Genomic DNA, 15,505 nt, shown 5'->3' with positions numbered 1-15,505 from the left:
CAATGGCGGTTAAGGGGATACTACTTGCTTTGCATCGTGGCCCATACAGCATTTGAGTATTCAAAAAGTCGACAGTTCGAAGATATGCTGTTTTCCATGCACGTTGATAAAGCGGCGCAGTTTGTCCATGTCATCTGCGCGTATGTCATCTTCATCTGGTGGCAAACTCAATACGGTATCCAGCCCCGTTGGATGTAACAGACACAAGACCAGGCCATTGCTTTCGTCATAGATGAAAGGTTGGTCAAGGCACCAGCGCTGCCCTGTGCCCTGGCACATGATTTCAAAATCCAGTGTCAGCAACTCATCCATGCAGACATGGCTGTAGTCATCCAGATTCTCCACGTCGAATTGTTGTAGTTTGCTGGCGTCAGTTTCGTGGATGAAGATGCTGGCCATATGGCTTGCTTTCTCAATGATTTTCGTTAGCCGTATTGTAAAGGGCATGCCTCTCACAGCAAGTAAAACTTTTTGGGTCAGGGTAGTAAAGTGGTGCTATGAGCACTCTATAAAAAACAAAACGACGCTATGCATGCAGCAGGCGTCGTTTTGTTTTTTCGTGATTTTGCGGTGAGAAATCTTGATTTTTTTATTCTACCTACGCGCGTAACGCATGAGCATGGCAAACGGTTGACAGATGACATGCCGTTTAGAACAACAACACTAAGCTGCATGTCGTGTGGTTTTTTGCGTCAACGCAAAGTATCCGGGCGGCGTTTTTGGCTTACGTAGCATGACTACGAAGCAGAAATGAAGTACAAGACGAAACGCAAAACAAGCAAGCAAACTAAACCAGCAACCCAAACATAAATAGGGAAATATCATGAACAAACTGATCATCGCCATCATCGCTTCCACAGTTGTTATGGGTAGCGCATTTGCACAAACACCAGCCAGCGCCAGTGCTTCCACTGCTTCCGCTTCCGCCAAACCAGCATCTGCTGCGGCTGCTGCCAGCGTCGCCAAGCCTGCACCAGCGATCAAAGTAATCACACCTCCTGCATCAGCCAGTGCTACTGCTACGGCAGCTTCTGTGCCGGCAACTGCACCGGAAGCGAAACCTGCTAAAGCAGCCAAGCATGAGAAACATGCCAAGAAAGAAGTGAAAGCAGCTTCTGCTTCTGCCTCTGCCAGCGCAGCTTCGAAATAAGTTTTACCTCATTACATAAATACCGGCAGCACTGGCTGCCGGAAAAAACCAAACTCTACGCACTACTTCAAGGATATAAAAAATGAACAAGCTCATGACCGCACTGATCGCTTCCACCGTATTAATGGGTAGTGCATTTGCACAAACCCCGGCAGCTCCAGCCAAGGCAGCTGCTGCCACAGCACCGGTTGCAGTGGCATCTGCTTCAGCTGTTGCAAGCACGCCAGCACCGGCAGTGAAGGCCGCTGCAGTAACTACAGCTGCAACTGCAACACCAGCACCAGCACCGGTAGCAGAGGTGAAGACACAGGCAACAGATGTGAAAACAGTGACAGCAGAAGTCAAGCCAGCAACAGAAAAAGCAGCAAAGCATACGAAACATAGCAAGCATGAAAAACATGCGAAGACAGACAAGAAAGCGGACGATGTCAAGGTAGCAGCACCGGCAGCAGCGCCAGTCGCAACCACAGCTGCAACGCCAGTAGCATCGAAATAAGCCGCTAAGCCAGCAACCTGGTAATGCAGGTTGCGTTTAAAAAGATCGACGTGTTATTCAATTTGGATAGCACGTCGATTTTTTTGTGCTGTCTGAATATGCCTCTTTGTGCGCGCATTGCGGGTGAGGCAGAGGGACTCTGTCCCGCCAGTTTCAGGAGGCAACCCGGTTACGCCCTGCCTGCTTGGCGACGTACAGCTTTTCATCGGCAGCAGCAACCAGGGCGGCCCTGTCCTCGCTGTTACCAGGCACAGTAGCAGCGACGCCTATGCTGAGGGTGACGATCTCGCCTACCTTGGAGGTAATGTGCGGGATGGCCTGGGCGACGATGGCTTCCAGCAGTGATTCAGCCTTGCTGATTGCTGCACCGAGTTCGCATTCAGACATGAGGCAGATAAATTCTTCGCCGCCATAGCGGGCGACCACATCATGCGGGCGGCGAAAGCCAGCATCAAGGCAGGCGGCGACAGCGGCCAGGCAAACATCGCCTTGCTGGTGACCATAATGGTCGTTATATTGTTTGAAGCAATCAATATCGATCATGAGTATAGCCAGGGATTTGCCATAGCGCTGGCAATGCCGCCATTCCTTGTCATAAGAATTATCAAAGCTGCGGCGGTTGGCCAGGCCTGTCAGCGGGTCGGTGAAGACCAGTTTTTTTAGCAGGTCATGCTGTAATTTTAAGGTGATATGGGTCTTGACGCGGGCGCGCACGACGTCAGGGTTGACGGGTTTGCTGATGAAATCCATGCCACCGGCCAGCAGGGCGCGTGACTCTTCACCAGCATCGTTCTGGGCTGTGACAAACAGCACGGGGATGTCGGCTGTCAGTTCTTCCTGCTTGAGGCGGGTGCAGACTTCAAGGCCGTCCATCTCTGGCATCATGACATCGAGCAAGAGCAGGTCGGGCGGGGTTTGCCGGCAAAACTCCAGGGCTTTCTGGCCGCTGGTGGCCATAAAAACTTCATGGTCGTCAGCAAATATCTGGTACAGGGTCTGGATGTTGATGACCTGGTCATCAACGATGAGTATGCGCGGGCGGCGTGACAAGAACTCTTGATTATTTGTCAGGGATGCCAGATATTTAAGTGTGGCCATGTCAGTGTCAGTGTTTGCTGCCGTATGTTTTCTCAGGATAGCATTTGTGATGCGGGCTGCCATCAAATTTTGTGACTCTGGTTTCTCGCTTCAGTGTCATGATACTGTTTTCTATCGCTTGACCCTAGGCCGTCTCCAGCACATCAAGTGCAGCGGCAAAATCCAGGCTCAGCATTGCCTGCTGCATGGCTTGCTGGCGCTGTAGCGGCCAGTGTTGCTGCAAACTGGCTTGCAATTCCTGATACAGGGCGCTGGCTTTCATATTCTGTGTTTGCAGCAGGGTCTTGAATTCTTGTAATTGCTCGGGCTGAAGCTGGCTGGCAGGGATGGCAGATGCCGCAGTGCTGGCGTCATGCGCGTGCAACCAGGCTTGTACGCTGGTGATGGTCAGTTGCAGTTGTTGTTCTGCATTTGCCAGCAGGGCGGGGATGCGTGCCTGGTCTTGCTGGCTGATGGCATTTTCCAGCGTCAGGGCAGCCTGGGCAAAATCCTTCGCGCCCAGAGTGCCTATGCTGCCGCGCAAAGTGTGCAGGGTACGTGCCGCCTGCTGGGCATCGCCTTGCTGCCAGTGGGCTATCGCTTGCTGGAAGTCTTGCGTGGCGTGGTTGATCATGTTTTGTATCACGCCAGCCAGGGTTTTGATGAGGTTGGGGTTGCCCTTGGCCAGTGCCATGAGTTTGGAGGGGTCAAAAGCACCGCTGGGGGCTGGCTGGCTCACGTCGGGCAGGCTGGTAGCCGCGACCTCGTTATTGGCTGTGGCAGAAGTTGCAGAAGCAGACGCGGCAGACGCGGGCGACAGGTAACGCGCCAGCGCGGCCAGCATCTGATCTATGTCTATGGGCTTGGAGATGACGTCATTCATGCCTGCTTCCAGGCAGCGTTCACGTTCGCTGGTCATGACGCCTGCGGTCATGGCCAGGATGGGCAGAGTCATGGCCAGTTCTTTGCGTAAAATCCCGGTGGCTGTCCAGCCGTCCATGATGGGCATTTGCACATCCATGAGCACCAGGTCAAATTGCCCGGCAGCGCCTTTCATGATTTCTACTGCTTCGCTGCCATTATTGGCCAGCTTAACGACAGCACCGGTCTGCTCAAGAATCTTGGTGGCGACGATCTGGTTGAAGTAATTATCTTCCACCAGCAAGATTTGTTTGCCGGCAAAACTGCCTGTGCCTGGTACTGCCGCGACACTATGTTGCGTCGTCGTGGACATATTCCCGGGCGCAGCAGTGGACAGCACAGCAGGCTGCTGCAGATGGCGGCTGGTTTCTTGCAGCACATCGTAGAGGCTGGAGCCAGTCACTGGTTTTAGCAGTACGGCATCGGGGGCGTCGGGTTTGCCATCCATATTCAGGGCGCTACGGTCATAGGCGCTACTCATCAGTATCAGGGGGATGTGCTGGCTGGCTAGTATGGCTTTGATGGCTGCCAGGGTGGCCAGGCCATCCTGGCCGGGCATGTGCCAGTCTATCAGAATGGCACAGTAATCATAGTCGGGGCCAGTCATTTGCGCCAGTCGCTCGCGCACTTTTTGCAAGGCTTGCTCGCCAGAACTGGCGGTATCTGCCTGCCAGCCCCAGGCTTCTATGGTTTTGGCAATATAGCTGCGGCTGGTGGCATTGTCATCCACCACCAGAATTTTACGTGACCTGCCGTCGGCCAGAGGCAAGCTGGCAGGCTGGCAATTCTCTTCTGGCAGCGGCATTGCAGGGGCAGCCTGCATGGGCACGCTGACGATGAACTCGGTGCCCTGGCCTTCCTGGCTTTTCACCTGGATATCGCCATCCATCAAATCGACCAGGCGTTTAGAGATGGCCAGCCCCAGGCCAGTGCCCCCAAAGCGGCGAGAAGTCGAGGCATCGGCCTGCTCAAAGGCGCTGAACATGCGGCTGATCTGCTCTGTCGACATGCCTATGCCAGTGTCGCGGATAATAAACTGTACCAGCAGGCTGCCGGCATCCTGACCGGCCTGCCCGCCTTGCCCATCCTCTGACGCCAGCTGTACCAGCAGCGATACTTCTCCCTGCTCGGTAAACTTGATGGCATTGCCTGTGATATTGATGAGCACCTGTTGCAGGCGCAGGGCGTCGCCTATCAGCTCTCTGGGGACGGCGGTGTCTATGCCCATCGATAATTCCAGCTGCTTTTCACCGACATTGACTGACATCATATTGGCCAGGGCGCTGAGTATGTCCTTGAGATAAAAACGGGTGGGCGACAACTCTATGCGACCTGCCTCTATCTTGGAAATATCCAGAATATCATTCAGGATGCCCAGCAAAGACTGGCCGGACGAGCGTATCATTTCCAGATAATTGCGCTGATCGGCGTTGAGCTCGGTCTTGCCCAGCAAATAACTCATGCCCAGCACCGCATTCATGGGCGTGCGGATTTCATGGCTCATATTGGCCAGGAATTCTGATTTGGTACGGCTGGCCATCTCGGCCTGGTCACGCGCTGCTATGAGCGAGGCTTCGAGCTGTTGCTGGCGGCTGATATCGATGGCAATACCCAGAAAGCCATCAATCTGGCCCGCCTCATTATGCACCGCGCTGATGACCAGGCTCACTGGTATATGGCTGCCATCCTTGTGGACATAAGTCCATTGCTGGGCCTGCACCTCGCCCAGCCTGGCCTTGGCGGCAAACACCTCAAAACCTTGTACAGGATAGCCTAGTTCTGCCGTCAGTAATGCTGCCCTGGTCAGCATTTCAGAATCAAGATGGATGATGTCCGGGGTGTGCAGGCCCACCATCTCGGCCTCGGCATAGCCCAGCATACGCTCTGCACCGTGACTGAAAAAGCGTATCGTGCCCTGCAAATCGCAAGAGATGATGGCAAATTCACTGGCTGCCGCAAACAGGCTCTGCAGCCTGGCCTGGGTGCGCTGCTCTTGCAATTGCGCCTGCTTGAGCGGGCTGATATCCGTAGAAAACACATAGATCCCATGCACCTCGCCATGACTGACATGCGGCACGTAGGAAGTCAGCAGGTAACGTCTTTGCTCATTCTGGCCTGTCAGGGTGCGTTCAAATAATTGTGGTTCGCCTGCCAGTGCAGCTTCGATATGGGCCTTGCTTTGTGCATACACGGCCTCACCGATGACTTTTTGCACAGGCATGCCCTTGATATTGGTGTTCGCAAAACCAAACCACTGCAGGAAGGCTTCATTGGCAAAACGCATCGTCAGTTGCCTGTCACAATAACTGATCATGGCAGGCATGTGGTTGATGGTGGCTTGCAGGCTGGCCTGGCTATGTGCCAACTCCTGCAATGCCTGCAGGCGCGCTGCTTCCTTGAGGCGGCTTTCATTCATGCTGGTCGACAGCAGCATGGGTGGGATGGCTGTCATTAGTATAGGCAGGTATAGCAAGACGATTTTCCAGTCAGGAAAATCATGGGGTGAAGCGATCTGACCAAAAGAAATCATCAACCCCAGGCTGGTGATGACCAGCACCAGCAACAAGTGTGATTCTTCATAGGTCAGCCTGGTAGCGGCAAAGCTCAGTGCCACCAGCACATAGATGAAAGGGAAGGGCAGATACATTAAACCCAGCATGACCAGTAGCAGCACCGTAAGGGTGAAGCGGGTAAAGCGCAGCCAGTTTGCGCTCCAGTTGGCAAATGCGTTTTGTCGCATTCCCAGGCGCAGCAAAGGGAAAATCAGGGTTTGGCCCAGTGCTGCACTGACATACCAGTTAGTAAAGGTACGGCCAAAATCAGCCTGGCCATCCCAGGCCATCAGCGTTGCCACGAAGGTGGCACTACAGGCGCAGGGCAGGAAAAAACCCAGCAAGATGAGTTTGAGCAACTGGCTGCCAGAACGGTCAAAGTCGCGGGCCAGGTCACCCTGGCGTATGGTATAGCTGACCAGCACGGTTTCAAGGCAATTGGCAAAGGCAAACATGCCTGCCACCGCTGCACTGCTACCCGTCAGCATATTGGCTGCAAAACTTGCCACGGCCACCAGCACTACCATCTGCCCCTGTCGCCTGCGTCCCTGTTCATACATAAAGGCCACTGCCAGGGCATTGGCATACCACAGCGTGGCAATAGGATCATCCCCCGGCGTCAGCAAAATGCCTGCCACGGCCAGCACGAAATACCAGAAGCCCGTCATGACTAAGAGCCTGACGGCAGAGTGTGGCTCCTGCTGGACGCTCATCTGGCGGGTCTCCGGTAAGGGGTGATATGGAAGTTTAGACGATATTCTTATGAGAATTGTAAGGGAATGTGGAAGAGTGTGGGGTTTTTGGTATGAGCGGCTTGATTTGCAGGCGCTGGTCATGTGGCTGCAGTGAAGCGTCCTCTGAGAATTGGAACTGTGCACCAAAGGCTCCATAAGCTTTCCCCAGACGGCAGCAGAAAACCTGAGTATCCAGCCTCCATCAGCTCCCCGCATGCAAAACACAAGATCCCGGGCGTAGCTCTGAGAAGTTATTAAAAAATAATTAAAAAAACACAAAATCCCTCGCAAATTGCCAACTATAGATTACAGCTTGCTTGATAAACTTTTTATAAGTCATGTCAAATACTTAAAAGATTGTTAAAAGAATAAATTCGACAAAGCTCGTTTCGTTACAATTTAGACATGTAAATAATGAAATAAATGGGGAGCTTATGAGTAGTCTGGATTTGGTCAATTTCCTGCGTCAAGAAGCACGCAAGCAAAATGTCAGTGACTCAGAGCTTGCGCGGCGGGCCAAGATCAGCCGCAATGCCTTGCTCAAGATCATGGCGGGAGAAGTCTTGCATCCCACCATACGCACGCTGGCCAGCCTGGCGTATGCGCTGGACCATAACCCGCACCACCTGGTCAGCCAGTATCTGGCCGGGACTACTGCGCCAACGCGCGGGGACTGGTTACGCAAGAAGAAAAAGGATGCCAGTCGCTTTATCCGCGATGTCAATTATCCGGATGGCGACATGGTGGCCATAGGCCAAAGGTTTACCAAGCAATGGGAAATCGCCAATCAGGGTGAGCAGCCCTGGGTAGGGCGCAGGCTGGTTTGTCTGGACCAGGTGTCGCAGGTGTACCGCAAATCGGGGGACGACTATATTGCCCTCAATTATTCCCTGACACCGGCCCGCACCGAGATAGCTGTTCCCAGCACCATGCCGGGCCAGTCGGTTTTGCTGGAAATGGATTTCGTCGCGCCATCCTCGCCTGCATGGGTGGTGTCTTACTGGAAGATGGTAGATGAAAACCGGCAACTTTGCTTTCCTGAGCTGGAAGGTCTCAGATGCTGTGTCAGCGTCATCGCAGTATAGAAAGGTCAGGCGGCGATTGCCCGGACCATCGCCGCAGATAGTCAACAAAAGCATTCTGGCGATGTGCCAGTTTCATAAAAATCGGTGCAAGCACCGCCAACGGGGAATAGCAAAATGATGCATTATCAAGACCTCACCACCAATCAGCGTTTTTCATTGCTGGCCGTTGCTGTCGCCAGCACAGGGCTGGTCTGGACGGCCACAGAATCACTTTCCAGGCAGTTGTCTGCCAGTCTCTATTTTCAAATATTCGCCTTTCTGGCAGCCATACTCATGCTGGGACTGGGGGCTGCAGGCATGGCCATGGCCAAGTCAGCCTTTGCCGAGCACAAATACGTCAACTATAAGGCCTTGCGTTTTGTCTCCGGCATTCTGATATTTGTGTTTGCCTTCATTGTGAGTATGTCTGCCAGCATTCATAACGTTTACTTCCGCATGACCAGCAATGCCATGCGTGAGCAGGAAGTCAATGAAGTATACCGTGATCTTTCGCAAGTCAATGCCGACGCCAATGCCATCATCAGCAAAGCCGTCAACAACCTCAATGCCGAAGTGGAGGCCAGGCTGGCCGACACCATCAGTGAAGCCAAAAATCTCGACCGGCCAGGCACGGGCGTCATCTTTGATCAAAAGAAAAAAGCACTGGAACGCAGCCTGGGAGGCGTCACGCTGAACTTCAATTCAAGCAGGGACGGAGTGAGTGTCCCCAGCAAAAGTGCGATGGATGATTTTGAAGCCAAGGCCAGGGCCATCAAGAACCAGCGCATCGTCGAAAAACGCGTCTATGGCAAAGAAATTACCGACCAGCTGACCAGTGCAGATTTCCAGCAACTGCTGGCTGACCTGGCACTGATGAAAAAAGATTTCAATCCAGAGCCAGAAAAAACCATCGTCAGCCTGCTCAAACGTGCCTATGCCATTCGCAATGATCTGGCCAAGCGGGTCAGCTTGCTCAAGTCCGTCATAGGGCAAAGCAAGGCTAGCGATGTTGCTCCCTATCCCGAAGTACCACCCAGTGTAGAGCTGCATAGCCTGCCTTATTTCTGGGGCGAAGTCTGGGCAGGTAAAGACCGCTCAGAAGGTGGCGTGGTCAGCACCAGCAAGGTGCGCTGGGCAATCTTGTTTGGTGTGGTGTTTGAACTTGCCTTTGCCGTATTTTTTTACTTCGGTCTGCTTGACCGCCGCGAATATTAATGAAGGATAAAATCATGAATCTGGAAAAAAGCGCACTACCCACCTTCGTCAGCCCGGATGAAACTGTAAGCAAAGAATCGCAGGCCCCCAATGCCGCACAATTGGATAAACGACGCGTTCTCAACCTGCCGCATGACAAACCCCTGATCATGCTGGTAGGGCCTCACAATGTTGGCAAGACGGCGATATTGGGCAGTCTGATTGCCTATAGTACTCACAAACTGGCTGGCAATATCCCCACGCGCCATGCTTTCAGTTGGCTGCCCCTGCCCGACATTTTGCAACATGTGCCGGAAGGCTACAGAAACCAGACTAATCAATTCCTGGAAAAGATTGCGGCCAGTGAAACCTATATAGGGTCTACCAGCGAATATTTTGTCATCAACGCCAAGCAAAATGAAAGACCGTTATTTATTGCCCTGGAGGCACCAGGCGAAGATTATTTCTCCATTGAGCAAGGCTTGTTTTCCCCCTTGTATCTAAGTGACCTGGCTGAACGTTCGCACGATAAAGTGTATTTGTTTGTATTCTCACATGATATGTTTGGCGGCGACCCTAGCAAGATGGCTGCCTATGATAAGGCTGTTTCTGAATTTATTCGTGCAAAAGTCAAGCCTGGCCGCGACCGTTTCTTGCTGCTCTATACCAAGATAAAAAACGACCCTGTTATGCAGACGGGCATGACTGAACTTGAATGTGCAAATAAAGCATTCAGTGCCGGTGGAAAATTTCCCGAGACTGCCAGCGCTTATCGTAACTCACCGATCAAGGGCAAAAAAATCATCCCTTACTGGAGTGGTACCTTCAAGACGGATGTCAAGACCAACACTGAATACCGCGCCCATCCTGCGCATGAATATCCAGCCAGGCTCACCGAGGCCATGCTGACCCTGCTGGTCGGCAGCCCCTGGTGGAAATTCTGGGCTTGAGCGGCCATGCTGAGTGAAGCGCAATCCATGCAAGTTGCCGTGTTTGGTGTCACCACAGGTCAGGAATGCTGGCCTGTGTCACTGACTGAATTCGTCCGGCCCTATTACGTCGAGGCCAGTAGCCAGCCGCCAGAGATACTGTTCATCGAGCCTACCGCCAGTGGCTGGATGTTCAGTTATGTCAATTACCGTTTCATTGGCAGCGGTGGCAGGGCCAATGCGCACTTTGGCATGTCCATTATCCACCCAGGCCTGACACCCCTGGCAGTCGGTGAGTTGTGGACAATTTTCTCCAGACTGTTTGATTTTTTTGAGCAATCAGGAAAAATATTTGCACGTACTGACGCACTGTCGGCTGACCAGGCACCGCTATTTCAGTTTTCCATCGCCAGCTTCTCCAGCATCACTGACGAGTGGTTGCCAGCAGTCATGAGCCAGTTGGTCCAACATGCCAGCAATATTGACGCCAGAATTTACCTGCCAGCCGCAACCGCAATCAGGCCAGGTAATGGCACCATATCTGCTTATGTCGATGTGGATGAAGAACTGGAACACTTTCTTGCACCACTTTTGCGCGGAGAAAAAGTCGGCATCGTCAAAGGCATGGGCAAGCGTAGTTCACATAGCAAGCAACTGGAACTCAGTTTGCAAAAGGCCACGAACGAAGCAAAAAAATATGCCCTCCGTGCAATTGAGGCAGAGAGAGAACTCGAAAAAGCTAAAAAAGAACTTGATCTGAGTAACGGTCTTCTGAAAAAAGAACGGGATGCCAGGAAGATTGATGAGGCACATCTCAACGAACTCGATGCCACCATAGATGAGCTGCAATACCGCTTAAGAACAAAAGGACAAAGCCCGGAAAAGTTGCCAGATCCAAGCTTAGACGACAGATTTGAGGGATTGCAGATAGAACCGGGCCGGACAGACAAACGCAGCGATAAAAGAAAAATCCGTGGTTTTTCCATCAGCGAAAATCTTTTACTGCTTGCCTCTATCCTGTTGGTCGTGACGCTGTTTCTTATCGCCTTATTTTTGATGAACAAAGCAAAGACCAGCAACCATACATCGCCCGAATATGTGCATACACCCGAAAAACCCCCGGTTCCAGCATCGGCATCGAACACCCGCATTTTCGAAGCAGATCCTGAAGATAATGCACCCCCTGTCATTGCAGCCTCAATATCAGCCTCATTATCAGCATCGGCCAGTAACAGCGCAGCAGAAGACAACAATATTATCCGCGAATATGATGGCCCCGTTTTTTTTCGTCATGTTGTGTCAGTGAAAAGTAAGACTGGCAGTGAAGACAAAGGCCAGGAAGAAAAAAAAGAGATAACTCAGTTGCAGGTGTCTGAAAAATTTCTCATCTTTCTTGTAAAACAAGAGGCGGGGCAGCGTATCGGAATTTTCAATGAAAAAATATATCAGCTCGCCGGAGTGGATAAGGCAGCATTCAAAAAATGCCTGGGTACCGACCCTGCGGACTTGGGCAAGCAAATCAACAAGGAAAATACAGGCAAGTTTCCTGATTTGCTCATTGCACCAAATTTTAGTCAAAAAACAAAAATAATTCTTCGCAGTAAACTGAGTAGTAAAGAAATGGAATCCTGTAAAAAGCTAAGCTAGCGCTTCATACCAGCCTGCGTCTACCCTTCCAGGAGGGCAGTGCTCACTCCGGCCATTACTACTCAGACCATGGCCAGATTTTGCCGTATGCCATCGCGCATGGCAGTCGTCAGTATGTCGCGAGCGCGGTACTCGCTGCGCTTGTTCGATGGCCGTTCTGACAGCGGCGTGTCTTCGCTGTCCATAGGCAGCGAGTAATTGCCATTGGCTTGCGCCTGCGCGCCTGCGCTTTGCCACAGGCCATCATATTCTGCCCGTATGGTTTTGCTGAAACGATAGCGCCAGGACTGGTAGATATGGTTCTTTTTGGCGATGCATTCTATGTCAGCACAGTGCAAGGCGCGTGCCAGGCTGCGCAAAGCTTCTATCAGCAACAGGCGCGGCTGTATGCCGTGCAGGCTCTTGGTGCAGGCACGTATGGCTGCACGGGCATCCTGCTTGCAAGACTGCAGGCCGCCAACCCTTAGTATCAGTTGCCGGTCTTTATGATCGAAAGAAAAACTCAGGCATTGCAGTAAACGGCCATCCTGGAACAAACCCAGGCTGAGGCCGCCTTCGCGCTTGAAGGCACAACTGCGAAACAGGCTGATGCGATAATCTTCCTGGTTCTTGCCTTGCAACCTGGCCAGTTCCAGCGTCTTGCCTGCCAGCACTTCGCGGGCGCGTTGCTGGCCCAGTAACTGGGCGGATAAATGGAAGTGATTGCGCAGCAAACGCAGGCGTGATGCGCTGCAAATCTGCCGGTCAAAGAAAGGACGGTGTACCGCATCAAACAAACTCAGGTCTGCCGGTATGGCCTTGCGCAAGTAAGTCTGGTGCAGATAGTGATACCAGCGCAGGCTGACGCCAGGCTGCATGCCGCTACGCAGCAAGAACAGACATTTGCTTTTGAGATTGCTGTGCTCATCGCCCAGCCGCAATTGCAAAGCCCAGCGCAAACTGCTCATCAGGCCAACTGCGGCTGGCTGCCTTTTGTTCGCTAAAGGCAGCAGCACACGGCCAGCAGCCCATAATCCCCGCCAATTCAAACTCTTCACCATTGCACCATTTGTTTCGTTTTGCAGATACATGTAACCCAATGTATCAGGTGATCAAATATATTGGCAAGTCAAATTTTGCAATCATATTGTCTACAATTTGTAAGATATTGTCAGGAGATGACTTTTTTCTTGTTTTCTCATTGCAAGAATTTTTGGTCTGTGGTCTTAAAAACAAGCAGAAGTTAGCGGGTTTTTATTGAATTTGCCGCGCTTTGTAACGCAAAGTATCAATATTTGTCAGTAATGCAAAGCAAGATAAATGGAACTGCGCAGCAAAAACAGCGCGCAATTTCGCGAGGGGAAAATACGAAAAAAATTGGCTGCCAAGAGCCAACGCCCGTCGCTAACTGCCTGGCGGGCGTACATTTCGAACGCTTGCACAAATTAAATCCGCATGGAGTATGATGAAGATGTTATATATTTTGCATTTTAAAAATGTATTTATGCAATAATATGATTCTTGTTGGCAATATTTTTGATGTCTGCCAGTATCTGCCCAGGCCTGGCAGCACAGCTGAAGGCCTGGTGAGATAAAGATGTTGTTGCGGCTGATTGTGTACTTGAGCGTACTTGTGTGTGACCAATAGCAGTTTTCTTGCTTACATCCCCATGACAAGTTTCAAGAAAATCCTCACTGGCGTTTGCATTGCCATCCTATGTGCCTGTATTTTGTATGGCATCTTCATCTTGCCGTATACAAGTTCCACTTCCGACATTATTGCCAGCATCATCATGGGCGTTGCGCTGTTGGTTTTGCATGTTGTGGGGTTTGATAAAGAAAAGTAGCAAGTGCCGGGATTCTGCCGCCGATTTTGCTTTTATATTCAAACATATCTCCGGCACTGAGCAATCGCCGATACGCCATGGCACTACCTGGCAATCTCAACAAAACCGCTGCACCAGACATAGTCTCCCCCCTTTCCTGCGTCTTGCAGCTTATACTTCAGGGTCTTCTGAAATAAATGGATAAATCATTTATTTCAAATTAAATGCGCTCGCGCACATTCACGAATTTATCAACTAAGCCACCATGAATAAAGCCTGGGCCTGGTCAGACATCATCGCCGGTTTGTCGCTGGCAGGGCTGTTATTGCCCGAGGCCGTGGCCTATGCCAGCATCGCCAACCTGCCACCGCAGGCAGGCATCGTCGCCGTGTTTGCTGGCCTGGTCTGTTATGGCGTATTGGGTAGCAGCCGTTTTGCCATCGTTGCTGCTACCTCGTCTTCTGCCGCGGTGCTGGCATCGGCCACTGCCGCCATGGCTAATGGGGATACGGGTTTGCGCATGCTGGTGGCTGCGGGCGTGGTGATAGTGACGGGGCTATTCTTTATCTTTGCCGGGATGGCAAAGCTGGGCAGCATTTCTGATTTTATTGCCAGGCCAGTGCTGCGCGGCTTTGCCTTTGGTTTATCGGCAGTCATTATCATCAAACAGTTTGCCCATGTGGTCGGGGTACATGTACAACACACTGACATGCTGCGTTTTTCTTATGAATTGCTGGCCAGGATATCTAGCTGGAACTGGGTATCACTGACGGTTGGCATGGCGGCATTGATACTCTTGTTTGCACTGGCACGCCTGCCTTATCTGCCTGCCGGTTTGCTGGTACTGGGGGCAGGCATAGTGGCCGGACAAGGTCTGGGCCTGGCACAGTATGGCGTGGCGCAGGTTGGCACAATTGACCTGCAATTGCTGGCACCCAGCCTGCCAGATCTGAGTTATGTGCAATACCTGCGCATAGGCGAACTCAGTATCGCCATGCTGCTCATCCTGTACGCAGAATCGTATAGCGCCATCCGTAATTTTGCGATACGCCATGGCGACATGGTGAGCCCCAACCGCGATTTGCTGGCGCTGGGGGCGGCCAATCTCTTGTCAGGCCTGTTCCAGGGCATGCCCGTGGGCGCAGGTTTTTCTGCCACTGCCGCCAATGAAAATAATGGCGCACACAGCAAAATGGCGGGCTGGGCCGCAGCCGCCGCCTTGCTGCTCATCGTGCTGACCCTGCTGCCAGTGATTGCCCTGACACCCGCACCCGTGCTGGCAGCCATTGTCATCCATGCCGTCAGCCATTCCTTGCGGCCATCGGCGTTTTATCCTTACTTCAAATTACACAGGGACAGGTTCGTCGCCCTTGCTGCCGTGGCAGCCGTGCTCCTGCTGGGCGTGCTGGACGGGTTGCTGGCCGCCATCGGCTTTAGCTTGCTGATGCTCTTGCGTCGGCTGGCCAGCACCAGCATCTCGGTACTGGGTCGCCTTAACGGTGGCCATGACTTCGTCAGCCTCGTCAATTATCCCCAGGCTAAAACCATACCCGGCGTACTCATCCTGCGACCAGAGAGCGGCCTGTTCTTTGGTAATGCAGAAACTGCCATGAACCTGGCCAAGCAATACACCCTCGCCAGCGATGCCAAGGTCATCGTCATGAGCCTGGAAGAATCCCCCGACCTCGACAGCACCACAATAGAAGCTATCACAGATTTTTGCGCCACCCTGCATCTGCAAAACAAGCAGCTCATGCTGGCCCGCCTGAAATTCGCCAGCCGCATCGTGCTCGAAAGAGCAGAGATACCCCAGCTGCACATAGGCAGCTTCAGTGAACTCAGTGTCGATGAGGTGGTGACCATGGCACGGGAGGTGCTTGCGACGAAGGGGTAAATTTGCAGGACAAAACAGAGACAAACAAGCGCAGCCGTAAAG

The 15,505-nt window shown here is 52.3% G+C and carries 11 protein-coding genes; 7 read left to right on the top strand and 4 right to left on the bottom strand.

What is annotated here, in order from left to right:
• Positions 1-60 precede the first annotated feature (60 nt).
• Positions 61-399 (bottom strand): hypothetical protein, encoded by a 339-nt coding sequence (locus DFR42_RS27500; protein WP_110258277.1) that lies wholly within the window; start codon positions 397-399, stop codon positions 61-63.
• A gap of 424 nt (positions 400-823) precedes the next feature.
• Here DFR42_RS27500 and DFR42_RS27495 point away from each other — a divergent pair, with 424 nt between their 5' ends.
• A complete protein-coding gene (locus tag DFR42_RS27495; protein ID WP_110258276.1) occupies positions 824-1,150 on the top strand; it encodes a hypothetical protein in 327 nt (108 codons plus the stop codon).
• An 82-nt stretch (positions 1,151-1,232) separates the two neighbouring features.
• Positions 1,233-1,646, top strand: a complete 414-nt coding sequence (locus DFR42_RS27490; protein ID WP_110258275.1) for a hypothetical protein — start codon at positions 1,233-1,235, stop codon at positions 1,644-1,646.
• Between the two features lie 153 nt (positions 1,647-1,799).
• Here the strand turns inward: DFR42_RS27490 and DFR42_RS27485 are convergent, their stop codons facing one another.
• Positions 1,800-2,744 carry a diguanylate cyclase gene (locus DFR42_RS27485; protein WP_110258301.1) on the bottom strand — a complete coding sequence of 315 codons (945 nt, stop codon included), beginning with the start codon at positions 2,742-2,744 and terminating at the stop codon, positions 1,800-1,802.
• 124 nt (positions 2,745-2,868) lie between these two features.
• The gene (locus DFR42_RS27480; protein WP_170133719.1) at positions 2,869-6,909 is read right to left on the bottom strand and encodes a response regulator; all 4,041 of its coding nucleotides are present in this window, start codon (positions 6,907-6,909) and stop codon (positions 2,869-2,871) included.
• Between the two features lie 455 nt (positions 6,910-7,364).
• Between DFR42_RS27480 and DFR42_RS27475 the strand changes: the two genes are divergently transcribed.
• From DFR42_RS27475 to DFR42_RS27460, 4 genes are all read left to right on the top strand, one after another.
• Positions 7,365-8,015 carry an NBR1-Ig-like domain-containing protein gene (locus DFR42_RS27475; protein ID WP_110258273.1) on the top strand — a complete coding sequence of 217 codons (651 nt, stop codon included), beginning with the start codon at positions 7,365-7,367 and terminating at the stop codon, positions 8,013-8,015.
• Positions 8,016-8,129: 114 nt separating this feature from the next.
• Positions 8,130-9,209, top strand: a complete 1,080-nt coding sequence (locus DFR42_RS27470; protein WP_146218990.1) for a hypothetical protein — start codon at positions 8,130-8,132, stop codon at positions 9,207-9,209.
• A gap of 14 nt (positions 9,210-9,223) precedes the next feature.
• Positions 9,224-10,138 (top strand): hypothetical protein, encoded by a 915-nt coding sequence (locus tag DFR42_RS27465; protein WP_110258271.1) that lies wholly within the window; start codon positions 9,224-9,226, stop codon positions 10,136-10,138.
• A 276-nt stretch (positions 10,139-10,414) separates the two neighbouring features.
• Entirely contained in the window at positions 10,415-11,764 is a 1,350-nt protein-coding gene (locus tag DFR42_RS27460; protein WP_146218989.1) for a hypothetical protein, read from the top strand.
• Between the two features lie 62 nt (positions 11,765-11,826).
• On the opposite strand, the gene DFR42_RS27455 is transcribed toward DFR42_RS27460, so the two are convergent.
• Positions 11,827-12,801 carry a DUF535 family protein gene (locus tag DFR42_RS27455; RefSeq protein ID WP_211324436.1) on the bottom strand — a complete coding sequence of 325 codons (975 nt, stop codon included), beginning with the start codon at positions 12,799-12,801 and terminating at the stop codon, positions 11,827-11,829.
• Positions 12,802-13,834: 1,033 nt separating this feature from the next.
• On the opposite strand from DFR42_RS27455, the gene DFR42_RS27450 reads away from it, so the two are divergent.
• Positions 13,835-15,463 carry a SulP family inorganic anion transporter gene (locus DFR42_RS27450; protein WP_110258268.1) on the top strand — a complete coding sequence of 543 codons (1,629 nt, stop codon included), beginning with the start codon at positions 13,835-13,837 and terminating at the stop codon, positions 15,461-15,463.
• The last annotated feature ends 42 nt before the right edge of the window (positions 15,464-15,505 follow it).

This window comes from Undibacterium pigrum, assembly GCF_003201815.1.
Classification (GTDB): Bacteria; Pseudomonadota; Gammaproteobacteria; order Burkholderiales; family Burkholderiaceae_D; genus Undibacterium; species Undibacterium pigrum.
This window is presented reverse-complemented; position numbering and strand designations above follow the sequence as displayed.